Annotated in this window: 22 protein-coding genes and 1 pseudogene; 16 read left to right on the plus strand and 7 right to left on the minus strand. The window is 73.8% G+C overall.

Going from position 1 to position 19810, the window contains the following annotated elements; all coding sequences use genetic code 11:
- Window positions 1-142: 142 nt before the first annotated feature.
- Window positions 143-739: a hypothetical protein gene (locus IE249_RS23625; RefSeq protein ID WP_189707654.1), complete on the minus strand. Its 597-nt coding sequence runs from the start codon at window positions 737-739 to the stop codon at window positions 143-145.
- A 42-nt stretch (window positions 740-781) separates the two neighbouring features.
- Window positions 782-1332: pseudogene (locus IE249_RS23630) on the minus strand (CGNR zinc finger domain-containing protein).
- 161 nt (window positions 1333-1493) lie between these two features.
- On the opposite strand from IE249_RS23630, the gene msrA reads away from it, so the two are divergent.
- The 4 genes from msrA (at window position 1494) to IE249_RS23650 (ending at window position 4453) form a co-directional block, all read left to right on the plus strand.
- A complete protein-coding gene (msrA, locus tag IE249_RS23635; RefSeq protein ID WP_189707656.1) occupies window positions 1494-2006 on the plus strand; it encodes a peptide-methionine (S)-S-oxide reductase MsrA in 513 nt (170 codons plus the stop codon).
- Window positions 2007-2114: 108 nt separating this feature from the next.
- Window positions 2115-2960 (plus strand): prephenate dehydratase, encoded by an 846-nt coding sequence (locus tag IE249_RS23640; protein ID WP_189707658.1) that lies wholly within the window; start codon window positions 2115-2117, stop codon window positions 2958-2960.
- Window positions 2961-3139: 179 nt separating this feature from the next.
- Window positions 3140-3589, plus strand: a complete 450-nt coding sequence (gene mscL / locus IE249_RS23645) for a large conductance mechanosensitive channel protein MscL (RefSeq protein ID WP_189707915.1) — start codon at window positions 3140-3142, stop codon at window positions 3587-3589.
- Between the two features lie 57 nt (window positions 3590-3646).
- Window positions 3647-4453, plus strand: coding sequence for an inositol monophosphatase family protein (locus IE249_RS23650; protein ID WP_189707660.1), 807 nt, complete (start codon window positions 3647-3649; stop codon window positions 4451-4453).
- Window positions 4454-4491: 38 nt separating this feature from the next.
- Here the strand turns inward: IE249_RS23650 and IE249_RS23655 are convergent, their stop codons facing one another.
- Complete coding sequence (locus tag IE249_RS23655; protein WP_189707662.1) at window positions 4492-4632, minus strand: hypothetical protein; 141 nt, start codon at window positions 4630-4632, stop codon at window positions 4492-4494.
- Window positions 4633-4768: 136 nt separating this feature from the next.
- Here IE249_RS23655 and IE249_RS23660 point away from each other — a divergent pair, with 136 nt between their 5' ends.
- From IE249_RS23660 to IE249_RS23675, 4 genes are all read left to right on the plus strand, one after another.
- Complete coding sequence (locus tag IE249_RS23660; protein ID WP_189707664.1) at window positions 4769-5086, plus strand: hypothetical protein; 318 nt, start codon at window positions 4769-4771, stop codon at window positions 5084-5086.
- A 4-nt stretch (window positions 5087-5090) separates the two neighbouring features.
- Window positions 5091-6125: a patatin-like phospholipase family protein gene (locus IE249_RS23665; protein WP_189707666.1), complete on the plus strand. Its 1035-nt coding sequence runs from the start codon at window positions 5091-5093 to the stop codon at window positions 6123-6125.
- The gene (locus IE249_RS23670) at window positions 6122-7165 is read left to right on the plus strand and encodes a lysophospholipid acyltransferase family protein (protein ID WP_189707668.1); all 1044 of its coding nucleotides are present in this window, start codon (window positions 6122-6124) and stop codon (window positions 7163-7165) included. The genes IE249_RS23665 and IE249_RS23670 overlap by 4 nt, the downstream gene beginning before the upstream one ends.
- A 364-nt stretch (window positions 7166-7529) precedes the next feature.
- Complete coding sequence (locus IE249_RS23675) at window positions 7530-7703, plus strand: hypothetical protein (RefSeq protein WP_189707670.1); 174 nt, start codon at window positions 7530-7532, stop codon at window positions 7701-7703.
- A 27-nt stretch (window positions 7704-7730) separates the two neighbouring features.
- On the opposite strand, the gene IE249_RS23680 is transcribed toward IE249_RS23675, so the two are convergent.
- Window positions 7731-8876, minus strand: a complete 1146-nt coding sequence (locus IE249_RS23680; protein WP_229859121.1) for an AI-2E family transporter — start codon at window positions 8874-8876, stop codon at window positions 7731-7733.
- 220 nt (window positions 8877-9096) lie between these two features.
- Between IE249_RS23680 and IE249_RS23685 the strand changes: the two genes are divergently transcribed.
- The 5 genes from IE249_RS23685 (at window position 9097) to IE249_RS23705 (ending at window position 14684) form a co-directional block, all read left to right on the plus strand.
- Window positions 9097-10692, plus strand: a complete 1596-nt coding sequence (locus IE249_RS23685) for a cellulose binding domain-containing protein (protein ID WP_189707672.1) — start codon at window positions 9097-9099, stop codon at window positions 10690-10692.
- A gap of 116 nt (window positions 10693-10808) precedes the next feature.
- On the plus strand, window positions 10809-11549 hold the full coding sequence (locus IE249_RS23690; RefSeq protein WP_229859122.1) for a trimeric intracellular cation channel family protein: 741 nt from the start codon (window positions 10809-10811) through the stop codon (window positions 11547-11549).
- The gene (locus IE249_RS23695) at window positions 11546-12802 is read left to right on the plus strand and encodes a M20 family metallopeptidase (protein ID WP_189707674.1); all 1257 of its coding nucleotides are present in this window, start codon (window positions 11546-11548) and stop codon (window positions 12800-12802) included. Before IE249_RS23690 ends, IE249_RS23695 begins: the two co-directional genes overlap by 4 nt.
- Before the next feature lie 78 nt (window positions 12803-12880).
- Window positions 12881-13864: a Dyp-type peroxidase gene (locus tag IE249_RS23700; RefSeq protein ID WP_189707676.1), complete on the plus strand. Its 984-nt coding sequence runs from the start codon at window positions 12881-12883 to the stop codon at window positions 13862-13864.
- Window positions 13865-13868: 4 nt separating this feature from the next.
- Window positions 13869-14684 carry a family 1 encapsulin nanocompartment shell protein gene (locus IE249_RS23705; protein WP_189707678.1) on the plus strand — a complete coding sequence of 272 codons (816 nt, stop codon included), beginning with the start codon at window positions 13869-13871 and terminating at the stop codon, window positions 14682-14684.
- A 27-nt stretch (window positions 14685-14711) separates the two neighbouring features.
- Here IE249_RS23705 and IE249_RS23710 read toward each other — a convergent pair whose 3' ends face one another.
- On the minus strand, window positions 14712-15239 hold the full coding sequence (locus IE249_RS23710; protein ID WP_189707680.1) for a DUF488 domain-containing protein: 528 nt from the start codon (window positions 15237-15239) through the stop codon (window positions 14712-14714).
- A gap of 56 nt (window positions 15240-15295) precedes the next feature.
- Window positions 15296-16171: a universal stress protein gene (locus IE249_RS23715; RefSeq protein WP_189707682.1), complete on the minus strand. Its 876-nt coding sequence runs from the start codon at window positions 16169-16171 to the stop codon at window positions 15296-15298.
- Window positions 16172-16335: 164 nt separating this feature from the next.
- Here IE249_RS23715 and IE249_RS23720 point away from each other — a divergent pair, with 164 nt between their 5' ends.
- From IE249_RS23720 to IE249_RS23730, 3 genes are all read left to right on the plus strand, one after another.
- Window positions 16336-17022, plus strand: coding sequence for a maleylpyruvate isomerase N-terminal domain-containing protein (locus tag IE249_RS23720; protein ID WP_189707684.1), 687 nt, complete (start codon window positions 16336-16338; stop codon window positions 17020-17022).
- Between the two features lie 70 nt (window positions 17023-17092).
- Complete coding sequence (locus IE249_RS23725) at window positions 17093-17968, plus strand: PhzF family phenazine biosynthesis protein (RefSeq protein WP_189707686.1); 876 nt, start codon at window positions 17093-17095, stop codon at window positions 17966-17968.
- Between the two features lie 334 nt (window positions 17969-18302).
- Entirely contained in the window at window positions 18303-19106 is an 804-nt protein-coding gene (locus IE249_RS23730; protein WP_189707688.1) for an acetate uptake transporter, read from the plus strand.
- Window position 19107: 1 nt separating this feature from the next.
- Here the strand turns inward: IE249_RS23730 and IE249_RS38295 are convergent.
- Window positions 19108-19810 (minus strand): FAD-dependent monooxygenase (locus tag IE249_RS38295; RefSeq protein ID WP_229859124.1); only part of this gene is annotated, 703 nt, incomplete at its 5' end.

Consider the following 19810-nt stretch of genomic DNA (forward strand, 5'->3'; position numbering starts at 1 on the left):
GGACTCGCCGAGCGGTGCCACGGCGAACGGCACGCGGCTGCAGATCTGGGACTGCAACGGCTCCGCCGCGCAGAAGTTCGCGCTCAACTGACCCGGGGCGGGCGGGGCGTGGGAACGGTCTCGGCCACCGCGCCCCGTCGCCTCACACGTCGTGGCCGGCGGACTCGGTGGCGGGCCCGCCGACGGGCTCCGCGGCGGGCCGCTCCGGCCTGACGAGCGTGTACGACACCGACCGCTCGCTCTTGTGCCGCCTGACGCGGCTCTTGGCGACCAGCGCCTCCAGCGTGTTGCGCACCACCTGGGGCGTCGGCTGGCGGTCGGGGTGTGCGCGCAGCAGTTCCTCGCGCAGTTCCTTGGCCGGGCACGGTTCCTCGTGGGCGGCGAGCAGGTCGGTCAGGAGGTCTCCGAGCAGGGCGGGACGGGGCTTGCCCTTGCGCGCCTTGGCGGCCGTCTTCGGCCGGGTCTTCAAGGTACGCTCGGGACCGGCCGCCGCCGCGGCCCGTACGGCCGGCGCCCGCCGCGTCGGCCGCGTCTGCTCCGGCACATGTGCGGACGGCGGGGCGCCGTCCGCCCCGAAGCGTTCCGCGACGGCCAGGATGTCCTGGAGCAGGGCCTCCTCCTGCTTCAACACCCTGATTCTCTCGGTCAGTTCCTGCTGCCTGCGGCGGTTCTGCTCCAGGTCCGACGCGGCCTGCTCGGCGTAGCGGGACCGGAGTGTGGCGGCTGATTGGCTGGGCACGGCCGTTCACTCCCTCGCAATGGATGACATGGCGCATCGTACTCACGACGGCGTCCCACGTCGGCGGCCGCGATAGGCGGCCGCCTTGACCCGGTTGCCGCACGGGTCCATGCCGCACCAGTGCCGGCGCATGCCCCGCGAGCGGTCGATGTAGACGCGGGTGCACCCGGGAGCGCCGCACTCCTTGAGCAGCGGCGCGTCCGGGCCGCTCAGCAACTCGACCGCCTGCCGGGCCACCGCGGCCAGGGCCTCCCGCGGTGTCGCCTCCGTCCACGGCCCTCGGCGGTGAGCTGGGGGACCGCGGCTGGGCCGCGTGCCGTGGCGTTCAGCAGCTCCAGCGCCCCGGCGTCGTAGTCCGCACCGAGGCGGCGGGCCGTGACCAGCAGGTGTACGGCCTCCCGTACGGCCCTCGCCTCGTCGGCGTCCTCCGGCTCGCACGGCACGAGGGCGTCCACGACTGCCGACTCCAGATACCACGCGTCGACCCGGTCGGGCGTGCCCAGTGTCTCGATCCGCAGGGTGTGCCGGGCGCGCAGGGTCGCCGCGAGGTCCAGCGCCGGGTGCCCGCACACGAAGACATGGTCGAGATGCACGCCACCATGTACGCGTGGGCATGTGTCACCCGTCAAGGCGGTGACGCATGTGACGGGCGTGACGCCCGCAGAGGTGCACGGCGGCCCGCGCCGGCGGGGGCGGGCGTGTGAAAATGGTTGGCGGGTCTGCGCGGAGCAGGCCCGCGAGGAAGGGGCGCGCGATGAGCGGCGACGAGAACAGGGCCCTGCTGGCCGGCGGCTGCTTCTGGGGCATGCAGGAGCTGATCCGCAAGCTCCCGGGCGTCAGGGACACCCGGGTCGGTTACAGCGGCGGCGAGATGTCCCACCCGACGTACCGGCGTCACGACGGCCACGCCGAGTCGATCGAGATCACCTTCGATCCCTCGGTGACCGACTACCGCACCCTCCTGGAGTTCTTCTTCCAGATCCACGACCCGACCACCAAGAACCGCCAGGGCAACGACGTGGGCTCCAGCTACCGGTCCGCGATCTTCTACCTGGACGAGGAGCAGCGGCGCGTCGCCGAGGACACGATCGCCGACGTCGAGGCCTCCGGGCTGTGGCCGGGACCGGTGGTGACCGAGGTCGTGCCCGCGGGTCCCTTCTGGGAGGCCGAGCCGGAGCACCAGGACTACCTCCAGCGCTATCCGGACGGCTACACCTGTCACTTCCCGCGCCCGAACTGGCGGCTGCCGAAGCGCGCGGCGTCCTGACGTCTCTCATCGCGGGCAGCGCCACCGCGGCACCGTGTGTGAGGTCTACGGTGGACGTCCTGTCGTCCGTCGCGGCGACACGATGTCCACAGCGGAAGGCAAGACACGGTGACGACCGTCGCGTATCAGGGTGAACCCGGCTCCAACTCGGCGACCGCCGCCGCCGATCTGTACCCGGGCTGCGGGGAACTGCCCTGCACCGGTTTCGAACAGGCCCTGGACGCCGTGACGCTCGGCAACGCCGACGTCGCGGTGATCCCGGTGGACAACTCCGCGGCGGGCCGCGTCGCGGACGTGCACCATCTGCTGCCCGAGTCGGGCCTGTTCATCGTCGCCGAGTACTTCCTCGCCATCCGCTTCGACCTGATGGGCGTCCCGGGCGCGACCCTCGACGGGCTGGAGTGCGTCCGCAGCCATGTGCACGCGCTCGGGCAGTGCCGGAAGATCCTGCGTGAGGGCGGCTGGCGCACGCTCGTCAGCGACGACACGGCGGGCGCCGCCCGCGAGGTGGCGGAACTCGGCGACCCGCGGCACGCGGCCCTCGCCCCGCCCGCCGCGGCCCGGCGTTACGGCCTGGAGGTCCTGCGGCCCGAGGTCGAGGACGACCCGGACAACACCACCCGCTTCGTGGTGCTCTCCCGCACCGCCGTCGTCCCGCCCAGCACGGGCGAGCCCACGATGACCAGCCTGTTCTTCTGCGTACGCAACATCCCGAGCGCGCTCTACAAGGCCCTCGGCGGATTCGCCAGCAGCTCCGTGAACCTCACCAAGATCGAGAGCTACCAGATGGGCGCGGGCCTCAACCCCAGCCGCTTCTACGTCGAGATCGAGGGCCACCCCGACGAGCCGCACGTGGCCCTCGCCCTCCAGGAACTCCGCTTCTTCTCCTCCGAGGTCCGCATCCTCGGCGTCTACCCCGCCCACCCCCACCGCCTCCGCGAACGCCCGGCCTGAGCAGCGCCCGGCCCCGGCCGCCGCGGCCCTCGTCGCCGTGCGCGGACTCACCGGCATGTCCCGCGCCGGGGCGGAAAGACGAGCCCCTGAACGTCCGGAAGAACCGGGCCGGGAGCGGCTCCCCCCTCCGCTTCCCGGTGGGAGCAGCCGACAGGGAAGGATGCGGGCGGGTGAGGGATCTGCTGAGAGGGTTCCGCAGTTTCATCCTGCGGGGAAACGTCGTCGATCTGGCGGTCGGCATCGTGATCGGCGCGGCCTTCACCGCCGTCGTCAACGGCTTCGTGAAGGCCTTCCTGACCCCGGTCGTGGCGCTGGCCGCGGGGATGACGGGGGACTTCAGCCGGCGGACGTTCAAGGTGGCGGGCACCGTCTTCCCGTACGGGAGCTTCGTGAACGCCGCGATCAGCTTCCTGCTCGTCGCCTGCGCGCTGTACTTCCTGGTGGTCCTGCCGGTCAACAAGCTGCACGAGCGCTTCGCCCCGCATCAGGACGTGCAGGCGGACAAGCGGGACTGCCCGGAGTGCCTCAACCCGGTGCCCGCCGAGGCCCGTCGGTGCGGATACTGCACGAGCGACCTCGAACCGCGCTCCGGTGCCGGCGACGCCGACGAGGCGCGCGTGCGGGTGTGAGCGGGGCGGGTCCGTGACCCCTCCGCCGCCCGCAGCGCCGCGGGTAGTCTCCCCGGCATGATCAGCTCATATGGCGAACTCGACGACACCGCAGTCGCGGTGACCGCGGCCCGGGCCGGCGCGGACGTGGTGCGGGACCTGTACGGCCGGCGCCTCGCCCGTATCGACAAGGGCGGCGGGGACTTCGCCACCACGGCCGACGTCGAGGCGGAGAAGGCCATCCTCGGCATCGTCCGCGCGGCCCGCCCCGAGGACTCCGTGCTGGGCGAGGAGAGCGGACGGCAGGGCTCGGCCGGGGCGATCCGCCAGTGGCTGGTGGATCCCCTGTGCGGCACGCTCAACTACGCCGTGGGCAACATGCTGGTGGCCGTCAACGTGGCCCTGCGCGGCGGCGCGGCGGCCGTCGCCGACCCGTTCACCGGCGAGGTCTTCCGCACCGACGGCACGAAAGCCTGGGTACGGCGGGAGGACGGCGCCGACACGCTCCTGGAGCCCACCCCCGCGACCGGGCTGGTCGACGTGAACCTGGACCCGCCCTTCCCGAACGCCCCCGGCTTCCGGGCCGTCGACCTGCTCGCGCGCCCCGGGTTCGCCGAGCGGTTCCGGCCGCGCGTGGTGTCCACGACGCTGGCGCTGACCTGGGTCGCCGCCGGCAGGCGGGCCGCGTACGTCACCGACGGGGGCGACCTGTCGCACAGCGTGCACTTCGCCGCCGGCATCGCGCTCTGCCGGGCCGCCGGCTGCGTGGTCACCGGGATCGACGGAGCGCCGGTCGGCCAGGGTGGCCGCGGACTCGTCGCGGCCGCCGACGCCGAGACCCACCGGCAGTTGATGTCGCTGATCGGAGGCCCGAACCAGGACTGATCCGGGCCCGCCGGTGGGCGCGGCCGCGTCCGGGGCCCTCACGGGCCCGGGTGGCGGTCGCCCGGTGCCGGACCACACGCCTCGGCGCAGTCGACGTCGGAGTACTCGCCGGGCTCGTAGAGCCCGAGGCCGCCGCCGGTCGTCCGGGGCCGCTGGTCGTCGCGCAACGCCGTCGGCACACCGGTTGTCGTCAGCCAGACGACATCAGGTCGGCGCGAGTCCCTACGAGGTGGCCGCGAGGCCGGTTCGGTGATCCCGGCCCGGGGCACGCGCAGGGGAAGGGACTCGTCCGCTCCCAGGAGGAGGAACACTCACGTGAGCACCTACGTCATCACCATCCCCGGTACGTTCCTGCACGGACTGGACGACGGCAGGCGGGCCGACCTGGCGCGAAGGCTGCGTCCGGGCGATCCCCACCACACCTCGCTCGGCCGCGAGGAGGATCTCGACCTGCTGACCGTGAACGACGACAAGACCTTCAGCATCCGCCTGGAAGTCACGGCCGGCGACCGGGGCACCGCCGAGCGCGAGGCCAAGCGGACGGCCGCGTCGGCGCTGCGCGAGGCGGGCTTCGGCGAGGACGACGCCCCGCTCGGGCCCACCACCGTCACCGGCATCGACAACGCCTCGTGACCGCGTGAACGACGGCCATGACTCGCCCGAGCGGCCGCCCGGCCGCCCCGACCCCGGCCGCATACCCAGTGCGCCCGGCCGCCCCGCCCGTGCCTTCGTGCTCGGCGGCGGGGGAGCGCTCGGCGCCCACGAGGTCGGCATGCTCAAGGCCCTGCTCGAAGCGGGACTGTGCCCGGACCTGGTGGTGGGCACGTCCGTCGGCGCGATCAACGGCGTGATGGTCGCCGCCGATCCCACACCCGCCGCCATCGAGCGCCTGGCCGACCTGTGGTCGGGCCTCGGCCGCGCCGGAGTCTTCTCCGGCTCGCTGCTGGAGCGGCTCGGCACCGCGGTGCGCAGCGGCACCCACCTGCACACGGCGGGACCGCTGCGCGCCCTGCTGGAGACCCACGTCCCCGCCGGACGGCTGGAGGACCTCCCGGTGCCGTTCCAGTGCGTGGCGTCGAGCATCGAGCGCGCCGCCGAGCACTGGTTCACCGAGGGGCCGCTCGCCGACGCCGTCCTCGCCTCCTGCGCGGTGCCCGGACTGCTGCCGCCGGTGCGCGTCGGCGAGGAGCACTTCCTCGACGGCGGCCTGGTCAACAGCATCCCCGTCGGCCGCGCGGTCGACCTCGGGGCCCGTGAGATCTACGTGCTCCAGGTCGGCCGCGTGGAGTCGCCGCTCAGCCCGCCCCGGCTGCCCTGGCAGGTGGCGACGGTGGCGTTCGAGATCGCCCGCCGCCACCGCTTCGCCCGCGACATGGCGGGCCTCCCGCCCGAGGTGACCGTGCACGTCCTGCCCAGCGGGACACCCGCCGGAGAGCCGGGAGGCACGCTGCGGCAACTGCGCTACAAGACGTTCGGCCGGACCGCGGAGCGCATCGAGCGCGCGTACACGGCGTCCTGCCGCTACCTCGACGGGCTGCACGTCGGCGACCCGTCGCGCTGCGGCGGGCCGCGTGCGGACCGGCCGCGCGACGCCCGGCCGCGCGGTGACGGTGGACTCCCCGGCGGCGGCGGGCCGCGCGACGGCGGACACCCCGGTGGCGGCGGGCGGTGAACGCCGGGGGACGGAACGGTGACGGCGGCGCCGCCGGAGCCGCCGCCCGCGCCCTGCTGACCGGCGTACGGCGTCTCGCCACCACCACCGCGGCGCTCTGCCTGGTGCCCGTGACGGCCGCCCTCCTGATCGTGGCCTGCGTGCTCTCGGCCCCGCTCGCGGCCCTGCGCCTGGGCCGCCGACGCCCGGTCAGAATCCTCTCGTTCGCGTTGCTCTACCTCGCCGTCGACCTGTACGGGCTCGCGGCGGCCGGCGCCCTGTGGCTGCGGTACGCGCCCGGCACCCGTGACGCCGCCGCCCGCCGCGCCGCGGCCACCTACGCGCTGCTCGGACGGCTGCTGGGCGCGCTGCGGCGGGCGGCGGAACCGGTGTTCGGGCTCCGGGTGAGGGTGACGCCCGCCGTGCCCCGCGCGGGGACCGGGGCGCCGCCGCTCGTCGTACTGGCCAGGCACGCCGGTCCCGGCGACTCCTTCCTGCTGCTGCACGTGCTGCTGGCCGAGGCCGGCCTGCTCCCGTGCACCGTGCTGAAGCGCACACTGCGCCTCGACCCCTGCCTGGACGTGGTCGTCGGACGGCTGCCGCACTGCTTCCTGCCACCGCGCCGGGGCACGAGCCCGGCACAGGCCGTGGGCCGGCTGGCGGCCGGGCTGACCGGTGGAGACGCGCTGGTGCTCTTCCCCGAGGGCGGCAACTACACCGAGCGCCGGCGCCGCAGGGCCCTGGTGTCGCTGTGGCGGCACGGCAGGAGGCGTACCGCCGTGCGGGCCGCCCGGCTGCGCAACGTCCTGCCGCCGCGCCCGTCCGGAACGCTCGCCGCGCTGACCGCGGCGCCGGACGCCGACGTGGTCTTCGTCGCGCACACCGGGCTCGACGGCATCGACTCGGTGCGCGCGGCCTGGGCCGGCGTCCCGCTCGGCGAGGCGGTCCGCGCGCACTGGTGGCGCGTCCCGGCCGCCGAGGTGCCCGACGGGGACGAGGCCCGCGAACAGTGGCTGCTGGCCCAGTGGCAACGGGTCGACCGGTGGATCACCGCCCACTGAACGGCGCGTGAGCCTGCCGCTCCCGCCGTGAGCGTCCGCAGGCGTGACGGGCGGCGAACCGTGGGCCACACTGCACCCGGGGACCGGGAGGGGGGAGTGGTGGACGGGAACCTCGGGACGACGTTCTGGGCCGGAACCGCCGTGGCCGCGCTGACGCTCGGTGTGCTGGGGCAGTTGACCGCCTACGCGGGTGGGTTCCTGGGCACGTTGCTGCTCGCCGGTGCCACCGGCCTCGCCGGAGTGCTGCCGGTGCACGGGCTCGCCCGGTGGCTGTCGCGTGCCGGTGCCGGTGTCTCCGGGTGGCCGGCCCGGTCGGCCGCCGCCGTGGTCTGGTCGCTGCTCCTGTCCGCCCTGGCCTCCATGGGTGCTGCTCGGCCTGCCCCACGGCTGGGAGACGGCCAGGGCCGGCGAGGACTTCGTTCGGCGTGCCGCGTGGATCGCCGCCGTGCTCGTCCCGGCCGTGCTCGGCGCCCACCTGGCGGTGGGAGCGCGGGACCGGTACCGGCGCGCCCGGGGGCCCGCGGGCCGGCACCGGTGAGGGCGGACGGGCGGCCGGGTCCGGCCGTCAGGAGGCGTCGGTGCGGGTGAACACGTACTCGTCGAGGACGATGCCGATCGCGACCGCCACGGGAATGGCCACCAGGGCGCCGATGATCCCCAGCAGCGCGCCGCCGGCCAGCACGCCGACGACGGTCACGATCGGGTGGACGTCCACGGCGAACCTCATCGCCTTGGGCAGGATCAGGTAGTCCTCGGCGAGGCGGAAGCCGATGTAGAAGCCCGCGGTCGCGATCGCGACGGGCAGGGAGACGACCAGCGCGACCAGGCTGACGACGATGCCCGCGATGGTGGAGCCCACGATGGGAACGAGGTCCAGCAGGGCGACGAAGATGCCGAGCGCGGCCGGGTAGGGCACCCCCAGGCCCAGGCACCAGGCGAACGTGGCGAGACCGGCGATCACGGACGTGGCGATGTTCCCGAGCAGATACCGGCCGGTCTTGCTCAGGATCTCGTCGGTGATCTCCTCGACACGCCCGCGCCTGCTGGCCGCGACGAAGCGGAAGCAGAACTTCTTGATCACCGGGAGACCGGCCATCAGGTAGAGCGTCACGATCATCACGATGACCAGTGAGGTCAGCGTGTCCAGTACGGTCCTGCCCGCGCCGAGCAGGCCCCCCACGATGCCGGTGCCCTTGGACGCGACGGCCTGTTTGGCCTTGGCGACCACGTGGTAGCGGTCCTCCAGCCTGCCCAGCGCGGAGTGGTGGTCGTGCAGCTCCTGCAGCCAGTTGGGGACCGCCTTGACCAGGGCGTTCACCTCCTTGGCGACCGGAGGCTCGATGAGGGCCACGAACCCGGCGAGCAGCAGCAGGGCCGCCAGGAGCACCGCGGCGACGGCCCAGCCGCGCCGCAGCCGGTGCCGGGTCAGCCAGGCCACCACCGGCTCCAGGCCGATGGCGATGAACAGCGCCAGGAGGATGAGCGTCAGCAACTGGCTCACCTGGAGAACGGTGCGCACCACGAGCCAGCCCATCGTGGCGCCGAGCCCCAGCCAGAAGCCGACGCCGAACCAGCCGCCGCCGCGCCCTCCCGGCCCGCGGCGTGTGTGCGCGTCGGGCCCCCGCGGCGCCCGGCCCTCCGCCGGGCCGGGCGCGGGCAGGCCGCCGCCCGGGGGATCGCCGTCGTCGGCGGGTGGCGGCATCGAAGTCATCCGGCTTCCTCATCCAGCGTTAACCCGTGCTCGATTCTCTGCCCGCCCGGCCCGCCTCGCCAGAGCGCGGCCCGGGTGCGCTCCGCAGGCGGCGAATTGGTCCAGTCCAGTGCCTTGACGCCCGTCCGGGTGCTCGGTACGTACTACCCAGAGCTTTGGTATGGACCAATCCGCAGCAGCCGCGCCCGCCGACCGGCGCGCGCCCCCACCGGAGGAAGCAATGCGAAGACCGTCGGCCCTGCTCGCCCTGATCGCCGGAACGCTCCTGATCGTCACCTCGCCACCCGCCGCCGCGGCCACCCCGGGGACGGCCTCGGCCACCGCCTCCCCGACCGCGGCCTTCACCGAGACCTCGGCCTGGGACGCCGGCTACCAGGGCGCCTACACCGTCACCAACGGCGGCGGCGCCACGCTGACCGGCTGGACCGTCGAGTTCGACCTGCCCGCCGGCACGACCGTCGGCTCGTACTGGGACGCGCTGCTCACCCGCGACGGCAGCCACTACACCTTCCGCAACCGTGAGTACAACGGCACCCTCCCGCCCGGCGGGACCGCCACCTTCGGGTGGGTCTCCAGTGGCACCGGCGAGCCCGCGAACTGCCGGCTCGACGGCGCGCCCTGCACGGGCGGCACCGGCGGCGACACCACTGCGCCCGGCGTGCCCCCCGGAGTGACCGTGGGCTCCCCGACCGCCTCTTCCCTGACCGTGCGCTGGAACGCCGCCACCGACGACTCCGGTGCGGTCGCGGGATACGACGTCTCCCGGGACGGAGGCGCGCCCGTGTCCGTCACCGGGACCTCGTACACGGCGACCGGGCTCCGGGCGAACACCGGTTACTCCTTCCGGGTGAGAGCCAGGGACGCCGCCGGCAACACCTCCGCCTACAGCGCGGCGGTCAGCGGCACGACCGCCGCCTCCGGCGGCGGCCCCCAGCCGGGCGGCGGCGTGCGCGCCGCGCCCTACGTCGACATGGGCGCCTGGCCCACGCCGAGCATGCCCGCCATGTCCGCCGCGAGCGGGATCAAGAGCTACACGATGGCGTTCATCACCGCCTCCGGCTGCAAGGCGACGTGGTTCAACGCCTACGACCCGCGGGACGGCTGGGCGAAGGACCAGATCGACGCCGTCCGCGCCGGCGGGGGAGACGTCAAGGTGTCCTTCGGCGGCGCCAGCGGGATCGAACTGGCGCAGGCCTGCGGCTCGGTGGACTCCCTCTTCACCGAGTACGACGCCGTCGTCACCGCGTACGGCCTGAAGTACGCCGACTTCGACATCGAGGGCTCGGCCACCGCCGACCCGGCCTCCGTCGCCCGCCGCTCGCAGGCACTGGCGCGCCTCCAGCAGGCCCATCCGGGGCTGAGGATCTCGCTCACCCTGCCGGTGCTGCCGGAAGGACTGACCGCGGACGGGCTGAACGTGGTCCGCTCGGCGCGGGACGCGGGCGTCGACCTCGACGTCGTGAACGTGATGGCCATGGACTACTACCGGGGCGTCGACTACGGCGACGCGGCGGTGCAGGCCGCGCGGAGCACCTTCGCCCAGCTCCGGTCCCTCTACCCGGGCAGGAGCGACGCCCAGGTGTGGGCCATGGTCGGTGTGACGCCGATGCTCGGCCAGAACGACGACGGCCACGTCTACGACCAGGCCGACGCCCGGCAGCTGGTCGCCTTCGCCCAGGACGAGCACCTCGGGGAACTCGCCTTCTGGGAGTCCACCCGCGACCGCAACGCCTGCACCGGGGCCCTGTACATGTGCACGAACATCCCGCAGTCGCCCTACGAGTTCTCGAAGATCTTCGCGCCCTACACCGGCTGACCGCCGCCGGTGAACGGCCCGCCGGCCGGCCACGGTCCGCCGTGACCGGCCGGCACGTTCGGTCCGGCCGCCGAGGGGTAGATCGTGTCTATGCTCCCGATGCGCCGACCACGACCGTGACGGCGGACTCCCTGATCCCCGCCGGCCTGGCCGTCGTGACGCGCTACCTCGACCTCGCCGGGGTCTTCTCCTGCGCCATGCTGGGCGGCGCCGTGGCCCGCACGGCCGGGCTCGACCTGTTCGGGTTCCTGGTCGTCGGCATCATCTCCGGACTGGGCGGCGGCATGATCCGGGACGTGCTGCTCCAGCACGGCACACCGGTCGCGCTGACCGACTACGCGTACGTCACGACCGCGGTGGCCGGTTCGGTGGTGGTGTTCCTCATCAAGATCAGCGAGGAGTCGTGGAACAGGCTGTTCACCGCGCTCGACGCCGCGGTGATCGGGTTCTGGGCGGTCACCGGCGCCAACAAGACCCTCGCGGTCGGCCTGGGCTGGCTGCCCGCCGTCCTGCTGGGCACGATCACCGCGGTCGGCGGCGGCGCCCTGCGCGACATCATCCTCGGAAGGATCCCCGCGGTGTTCGGCGGGAACGGCCTGTACGCCACCGTCGCCGTCGCGGTCGCCGGGGTCACGGTGATCTGCTCCTACCTGGGCCTGCCCGCGCTCGGCGTCGGCCTCGGCGTCGGCCTCGCGCTGGTCTTCCGTCTGCTGTCCGTGCACTACGGCTGGAACCTGCCCAACGGGCTGGACTGGGAGCCGCAGTCCAAGGTGGCCTCCGCGGTGCGCCGCCGCGTCGGCCCCGCCACCGGCAAGGGGGAGGAAGAGCAGTCCCAACCGCCCGAGGAGTCATCATGACCGACCGTGCCTCCACCGTGTTGTCCGGTCTCGACGGCATCCGCTCCGGCCTGGAGGACCTCTACAAGGACCTGCACAGCCATCCCGAACTCGGCTTCGACGAGCACCGCACCGCGCAGAAGGCCGCGGACGCCCTGCGCGAGTGCGGCTACGACGTCACCGAGGGCATCGGCGGCACCGGCGTCCTCGGCGTCCTGGCAGGCGGCGACGGCCCGGTCGTGATGGCCCGCGCCGACATGGACGCCCTCCCGGTGCGCGAGCGGACCGGCCTGCCCTACGCCTCCACCGTGACCGTCACCGACCGGGACGGCGCCGAGCAGCCGGTCATGCACGCCTGCGGCCACGACGTGCACGTGACCTGCCTGACCGGCTGCGCACGCCTGATGGCCGAGTCCAAGGACGCCTGGCGGGGCACGTTCGTGGCCCTCTTCCAGCCCTCGGAGGAGAACGGCGACGGAGCCGAGGCCATGATCGACGACGGCCTGACATCCCGGTCGCCCACCCCCGACGTGGTGCTCGCCCAGCACGTCCTGCCCTATCCGGCCGGCTACGTCGGCACCCGCCCCGGCTCGTTCCTGTCGGCCGCGGACAGCCTGCGCATCACCGTGCACGGACGCGGGGCGCACGGCTCCATGCCCCAGGCGGCGGTCGACCCGGTGGTGATGGCCGCGATGATCGTCGTACGGCTGCAGACCATCGTCTCCCGGGAACTGGCCGCCACCACGCCCGCCGTGCTCACCGTGGGCAGCATCCACGCCGGCTCGGGCCCCAACGTCATCCCCGACACCGCCGTCATCCAGCTCAACGTGCGCACCTACGACGACGCCTCACGCACCCAGGTCCTGGACGCCATCGAGCGCATCGTCACGGCGGAGTGCGAGGCGTCCCGCGCGCCCGAGGCGCCCGAGATCCAGCGCACCAGCTCCTTCCCGCCCACCGTCAACGACGAGGAACCCACCCGGCGCGTCGCCGGAGCCTTCGCCGCCCACTTCGCGGACGACGCGCACACCATCGACCTCCAGACCGCCAGCGAGGACATGAGCGAGATCCCCAAGGCGTTCGGCGTGCCGTTCACCTACTGGGGCATCGGCGGCATCGACCCCGCCCGCTACGCCGAGGCCGCCCGCAACGGCACCGTGGCCCAGGACGTCCCGGTCAACCACAGCCCCACCTTCGCCCCTGTCCTCCAGCCCACCCTGGACACCGGCGTCAGCGCCCTGACCGTCGCCGCCCTCGCCTGGCTCGGCGCCTGAGCGGTGGCGGACCGCCGGGCGGGCGGCAAGACTGGAGTGACCGGCGCCCATGGCCACACCAGCGAGGAGGCGGGCTCTGTGGTTGAGTCGCAGGCTGTGCTCGCCCCGCCGGCCAAGGCCGCGCTGTTCCTCGTGTGCACCGTCGACCCCGGGGGCGAGGACGCCGTACGCGATCTCCTGCCCGACCTCGCGGGACTGAGGCGTACGGTCGGATTCCGGGCCCCGGACGCGGAGCTCACCTGCGTCGCCGGGATCGGCTCGGCGGCCTGGGACCGGCTCTTCGGCGGGCCGCGCCCGCGCGACCTGCACCCTTTCGTGCCGCTGTCGGGACCCCGCCACCACGCACCGGCCACCCCGGGCGACCTCCTCTTCCATGTGCGGGCCCGCCGCATGGACCTCTGTTTCGAGCTGGCCCAGCTGATCGGCGAACGGCTCCACCGGGCCGTCACCGTGGTGGACGAGGTCCACGGTTTCAAGTCCTTCGACGAGCGCGACCTGCTCGGCTTCGTCGACGGGACCGAGAACCCCGAGGGCCGGCTCGCGGCCGACGCGGTGTTCATCGGCGAGGAGGACCCCGGCTTCACCGGCGGCAGCTACGTCGTCGTCCAGAAGTACCTGCACGACCTGACCGCCTGGAACGCGCTCACCACAGAGCAGCAGGAGCTGGTCATCGGCCGTACGAAGCCGTCCAACGTCGAACTGCCGGACGACGTCCAGCCCGCGGACTCCCACGTCTCCCTCAACACCGTCACCGACGAGGACGGCAACGAGCGCAAGATCGTGCGGGACAACATGCCCTTCGGCCGCATCGGCACACGGGAGTTCGGCACCTACTTCATCGGCTACGCGCGCACGCCGGACGTCGTCGAGCACATGCTGCGGAACATGTTCCTGGGGGACCGCCCGGGTGTGCACGACCGCATCCTCGACTTCTCCACGGCGGTCACCGGCTGCCTCTTCCACGTGCCGAGCGCCGGCTTCCTCGACGATCCGCCCGGCCCGCCCGCAGACACGACGACGGTGGGGGGCTCCCTCGGCATCGGCAGTCTCAAAGGAGCCTGATCACATGTCCACGCCCACCGGCACGACCAACCTGCACCGCGAACTCGCCCCGATCACCCCCGGGGCGTGGACCCAGATCGAGGACGAGGCCCGCCGCACCTTCCGGCGCAACGTCGGCGGCCGGCGGGTCGTGGACGTGACCGGACCCGGGGGACCCATGCTCGCCGCGGTCGGCACCGGCCACCTCACCCCTGTGGAACCGCCCGCGCCGGGCGTCACCTCGCGGCTGCGGCAGGCGCAGCCCCTGGTCGAACTCCGCGTCCCCTTCAAGGTCACCCGCGACGCGGTGGACGACGTGGAACGCGGCGCGCAGGACTCCGACTGGCAGCCGGTCAAGGACGCCGCCCGCGCGATGGCGTACGCCGAGGACCGGGCCGTGTTCGAGGGCTACGCCGCGGCCGGCATCGACGGGCTGCGCGGGCGCACCTCCAACCGGACGTACGAGCTGCCGGAGGAACCGCGCGACTACCCCGACACCGTCAGCCGGGCCCTGACGACCCTGCGGCTGGCCGGGGTCGCGGGCCCCTACGCGCTGCTGCTCGGCGCCGACGCCTACACCGCGGTGAGCGAGACGTCCGACCACGGATACCCCGTCGCAGCGCACCTCGGCCGGCTCCTGGACGAGCCGCCCATCTGGGCCCCCGCGCTCGACGGCGCCTTCCTCCTGTCCACCCGGGGCGGCGACTTCGAGCTGCGGCTCGGCGAGGACATCGCCATCGGCTACACCGCGCACGACGCGCAGGCCATCGAGCTCTACTTCCGCCAGACACTGACGTTCCTCGTCCACACCGACGAGGCCGTCGTCGCGCTCACGTCCTGAAGTCCCCGTCCGGCTCGGGCAGTCGCATCACGAGGCGGGCGGATAGGTCAGCCGTCCGTCCCGCACCCGAGCCTTCTCGTCCAGCACCGCCGGCCTGGTCGACGTCGCCGACATGATGTGCGCGACCTCCGCGCCCGCGACGATCAGCGCGTCGGTGATCAGCCTGCGGTGGCACCGCCAGGGCACCGCCTCGCTGCACATGATCGCCGGGCGTTCACGGCCGGCCAGTTCGAGGAGTTCGCCGAGCCCCGTCGCGAACTCCTCGGTGCCCATGTGGTCGGCGTAGTCACGGAAGGCCTTCACCCGCCACGCGCCGTTCTCGCTCGGCACGCCCGCCGGAGTGTGCCGCCGGCCGCCCAGTTCACGGATCCACCGGTAGCCGATGCCGGGGGGCAGCTCCTCGGTGATCGAACTCCGGTTCCACTGCGGGTACTTCCTCGACGACGGGAAGGAACGCACGTCCACCAGACAGGTGATGTCGTTGGCGCGCAGCATCTCCAGCACCTCGCCGAACTCCCGCGTCGAATGCCCCACCGTGCAGATGCGGTTCGTCATCCCGCCGCCTCACCCGCGGCGGTGGAAGGCCTTGCCCGGCACGAGCACGCGGCCCATCAGTGGCCGCCGCGCACGGGCACGATCGCGACGGGACAGCTCGCGTGGTGCAGCACCGCGTGCGTCACCGTCCCCAGCGGCAGCCCGAGACCGCCCTCGGCCGGATGGCGCGGCAGCACCACCAGACCGGCCTGCTTGGAGGCCTCGACCAGCGCCGAGGCGGGCGAGCCCGTGGCCAGCTCGGTCACCACCCGCACCCGCGGAAAGTCCCGGGCGGGACGGGCGGCGCGGTGCAACAGGGCGGCGTGTTCGTCCCGCTCCTCGTCCACGTCGTCCACCTCGGGCACCACCAGGCCGGCGTGGCGCAGCGGCGTCCAGGCGTGCACCAGCCGCACGGTGGCCCGGCGCGGCTCCGCCTCGGCCAGGCCGAACCGTACGGCCTCCTCGTCGTGGTCGTCCCGTATCCCCACCACGACGTCGTCGTCGGGGGCCCGCCGCGCCTCCCCGCGCACCACGACCACGGGGCGGCCGGCGTGCGCGGCCACCTTCAGACTCACGGAGCCCAGCAGCAGTTCGGCGAAGCCGCCCCGGCCGCGGGTGCCGAGCACGACCACATCGGCGTCCTCGGCCGCCTCCAGGACGGCCTCCTCCGGGCGGCCGTGGACGAGGAGGGTGTCCGTCGCCAGGCCGGGACGCGCGGAGACGACCTTGTCCCTGGCCTCCTGAAGCATGCCGGTCGCGGCCTCGAAGACCTGCTCCGTCAGCCCGGCCCCGGTCTGGTCGTAGCCGATCTCGGGACCCGGGCCCACGGAGTGCACGATCCTCAACTCCATGCCGCGCAGCGCGGCTTCGTCCGCCGCCCACTCGACGGCGAGCCAGGAGTGCGACGAGTCGTCGATGCCCACGAGGACCGTCCCACGGCCGTTGTCGCTCATCGTTCCTCCAGCACACGCGGAAAAGGGCGGTCCGGCAGCAGCCGAGTAGCCCCGGCGGGCGGCCGGGAAACCGCGCCGCCCGTGATCCGCGCGATGCGTGGTACGGCCGTCACGCCGCGTATTTCCGTCGCCGCCCCCCTCGCCGCGACGCTAGGGTGACGGCCGTGACAGGGCAGCGAACCGGCACCGGCGGTCCGGCCGGCACCGTACGGGCCTCGTACGAGGCGTTCGCGAGGGTCGTCGAGGCCCTCGACGACGAGCAGTCGTGGCTCCCGACCGACTGCACCGGCTGGGCCGTACGGGACCTGGTCTTCCACGTCGTCACCGACGCCCAGCGCGCCCTGGTGGCACTGCACACCCCGGCCGGGGCGGCGGCGGACCGCGACGCGGTCACCTACTGGCAGGACTGGGGGCCCGACCCGGTAGGCGCGGCCAACGGGCGGCGCTACTGCCGGGTCGGCGGCAGCATGTTCCTGTACTTCGACCAGCTGAAGGGACTGTTCCTGGAGACGGTGGCGGCCGCGGCCGACGCGGCGACGGCCACCGACCCGGGGCTGCTGGTCGGCACCCAGGGACATGTGCTGACCGCGGGCGACCTGATGACCACCCTGGCCGTCGAGGCGACGATCCACCACCTGGACATGACGGCGCACCTGCCGGACGCGCCCCCGCCCGCGCCGTGCGGGCTGGCCGCGGTGCGCACCACGCTCGACGGCCTGCTCGGCCACCCCGTCCCGGTCGACTGGGACGACACCGGCTACGCGCGCGCCGCCACCGGACGGCGGCCCCTGACGGACTCCGAACGCCGGGCCCTCGGCGCGGACGCCGCCCGCTTCCCGCTGCTGTGCTGACGCGGAGAACGGCGTCACCGTACGGAGGACGGAGGGGAATCACCTTCCCGGCCGTCTCGTTACTACGGGCATGAGCCGTGATTACCCCGCCGAAGTCCTGCGCTACACCGCCTTCTCCGACGATCCCGACGGCGGGAATCCGGCCGGGGTGGTGCTCGACGCCACCGGACTCGCGGACGACGACATGCAGGCGATCGCCGCCGACGTCGGGTACAGCGAGACCGCCTTCCTGCTGCCGTCCGCCGACGGCGGTGCACGGGGGGAGACCGGCCGCACGTTCGACGTCCGCTACTTCAGCCCCAAGGCGGAGGTCACCTTCTGCGGGCACGCCACCATCGCCACCGCCGTGGCCCTCGCCGAGCGCGTCGGCCCCGGCGAACTCGTCTTCCACACCCAGGTGGGCGCCGTCCCCGTCACGGTGACCTCCGCGCCGGACGGCCGCCCGCACGCCACCCTCACCAGCGTCGAACCCCACGTGGAGGACGCACCGGCCGGCGTCGTCCGGGAGGCGCGCGCCGCGCTCGGCTGGGACCCGTCCGAACTGGACGCCGCCCTGCCGCCGAGGATCGCCTACGCGGGCGCCCGCCACCTGGTGCTCGCCGCCGCCACACGCGAGCGCCTGGCCGACCTCGCCTACGACTTCGAGCGCCTCGAAAAGCTCATGCGACAGGAGGACCTGACGACCCTTCAGCTGGTGTGGCGGGAGTCGGCGGACGTCTTCCACGTCCGCGACCCCTTCCCGGTGGGCGGCGTGGTCGAGGACCCCGCCACCGGCGCGGCGGCCGCGGCGTTCGGCGCGTACGCACGGCAGTTGGGACTGGTGCCCGACGACGCGGTCCTCACCCTCCACCAGGGCGCGGACATGGGACGCCCCGGCGTCCTCACGGTCGAACTCCGCGGCGGAGACCCGCGCATTCGCGTGTCGGGAACCGCGGCGCGCATCTGAGACCCGGCGGCCCGATTCCGGTACCCGCCGGTGACACCGCCCGCCCCGGGCGCCGGGCGCGCGCCCCCGGCGACCGTCGCGCGGCGTCGGCCGTCACCCGGATGGCGGGTCCGCCCCACGAGGAGGTGGCCCGGCGTAGCCGTACGAGGCCGAGCGCCCGTCACCGGTGGCCACCGCGGCCCGAGCGGGCGCCCGCAGGGGAGCACCGGATGTTACGCGGAGTGCCACGACATGCGCACACGGTTCACCCGGTGTCTCCTGGGAGGGTTCCCGGCCGCGCGGTGTCCGCCCGTCGTCACCCGGCCGCCAGGCCATCGTGAAGGAGTCGAGTGTCATGACCGAATACCCGGGACAGCAGCCGCCGTCGGGTTCGACGGCCTCGACCGGGCAGGGACCGGCGTCCCGGCCGCCGTCCGAGCCGGAGGGCGAGGGTCCGGAGGGTTACGAGGCGTGGCTCGGCCGCAGCCGTATGGTGCTCACCCCCATAGCCGCCCCGTCGATCCTGGGCCTCTTCGGCTTCGCCTCGTCGACGTTCATGGTGGCCTCCAACCTGGCCGAGTGGTGGGGCGACGCGCTCCTGTCGCCGGTCATCCTCGCGCCCCTGGTCATCTTCTTCGGCGGCCTGGCCCAGCTGGCCGCCGGCATGTGGGCCTACCGGGCGCGCGACGGAGTGGCCACGGCCATGCACGGCACCTGGGGGGCGTTCTGGCTCGCCTGGGGCATGACGCAGCTCATGGTCGCCAACGGCCTGCTGCCGCTGACGACCACGCTCAGCAAGGCGTTCGGCTTCTGGTGGATCGTGCTGGCCGTGACGACCATCTTCGGGGCGCTCGCCTCGCTGGGGAAGAACCTCGGCCTGTTCCTCACGCTCGGCCTGCTCGCCGCCGGTTCGGCGCTCCTCGCGGCCGGGATCCTCGGCGCGGTCCACGGCCTGGTCGTGACCGCCGGCTGGGTGCTGGTCGCCTCCTCGGCCGCCGCCTGGTACACCGCCGGCGCGATGATGCTGGAGCAGTCCTACGGAGGGCGGATCATCCTGCCGCTCGGCCGCTGGAGCCTGCGCGGCAACCTGCCCGGCCACCGGCAGGCCCGCCCCATCGAGTACGCCGCGGGCATGCCGGGAGCCAAGGCCGGCCAGTGACTCAGCCGGCCCGCGTGAGCCCGCCGGCGATCGCGGCGAGCACCGTGTCGCCGAGGCCGCCGGTCTCCCCGCTGCCGAGGCCGGTGGCCGGACCGTCCGTGGCCCAGCAGACGTAGCCGTCCGGACGTATGAGCAGCGCGGCCGCGCCCAGTTCCTCCGCGCAGGTGGCACGTACCAGGTCGACGCGGGGCGGGAGCGGAAGGCCGGCCGGGACCGTGCCGGCCAGATCCAGCAGGACGGCATGGCCCGAGCCGAACAGCGCCGACAGCCGGACGGGTCCGGCCCCGGTGACCAGGCCCGCGTCCGGTACGCGCCGGCCGGTCAGCGGGTGATCGCCGGGCAGGTCGTAGCGCAGTGCGAGCCCGGACATCAGCCCGGCGACGTGACGGTTGGCGTCGGGCAGCCGCAGCAGGTCGGTGAAGATGTCCCGCAGGGCGGCCACGTCCTCGCTCGGGTGCGGGTCCGCCAGCACCCGCTGCGCCGACGTGTGGTGCAGGACCTGCGCCGCGGCCGGATGCCGTTCGGCGTGATAGCTGTCCAGGAGGCCGTCCGGCGCCCGGTCCTGTACGACCGCGGCCAGTTTCCAGCCGAGGTTGAAGGCGTCCTGCATCCCGAGGTTGAGGCCCTGGCCGCCCAGCGGCGGGTGGATGTGGGCGGCGTCGCCCGCGAACAGGACCCGGCCCACGCGGTACCGCTCCAGCTGA

The organism is Streptomyces anandii JCM 4720 (genome assembly GCF_014650655.1).
GTDB classification, from domain to species: Bacteria; Actinomycetota; Actinomycetes; order Streptomycetales; family Streptomycetaceae; genus Streptomyces; species Streptomyces anandii.

Bases quoted from the DNA above. Each gene is read 5' to 3' on its own strand.
- msrA (WP_189707656.1), top strand. From the start codon at position 1,494: ATGAGCGGCGACGAGAACAGGGCCCTGCTGGCCGGCGGCTGCTTCTGG.
- IE249_RS23650 (WP_189707660.1), top strand. From the start codon at position 3,647: ATGATCAGCTCATATGGCGAACTCGACGACACCGCAGTCGCGGTGACC.
- IE249_RS23680 (WP_229859121.1), bottom strand. From the start codon at position 8,876: ATGACTTCGATGCCGCCACCCGCCGACGACGGCGATCCCCCGGGCGGC.
- IE249_RS23685 (WP_189707672.1), top strand. From the start codon at position 9,097: ATGCGAAGACCGTCGGCCCTGCTCGCCCTGATCGCCGGAACGCTCCTG.
- IE249_RS23695 (WP_189707674.1), top strand. From the start codon at position 11,546: ATGACCGACCGTGCCTCCACCGTGTTGTCCGGTCTCGACGGCATCCGC.
- IE249_RS23705 (WP_189707678.1), top strand. From the start codon at position 13,869: ATGTCCACGCCCACCGGCACGACCAACCTGCACCGCGAACTCGCCCCG.
- IE249_RS23710 (WP_189707680.1), bottom strand. From the start codon at position 15,239: ATGACGAACCGCATCTGCACGGTGGGGCATTCGACGCGGGAGTTCGGC.
- IE249_RS23715 (WP_189707682.1), bottom strand. From the start codon at position 16,171: ATGAGCGACAACGGCCGTGGGACGGTCCTCGTGGGCATCGACGACTCG.
- IE249_RS23725 (WP_189707686.1), top strand. From the start codon at position 17,093: ATGAGCCGTGATTACCCCGCCGAAGTCCTGCGCTACACCGCCTTCTCC.
- IE249_RS23730 (WP_189707688.1), top strand. From the start codon at position 18,303: ATGACCGAATACCCGGGACAGCAGCCGCCGTCGGGTTCGACGGCCTCG.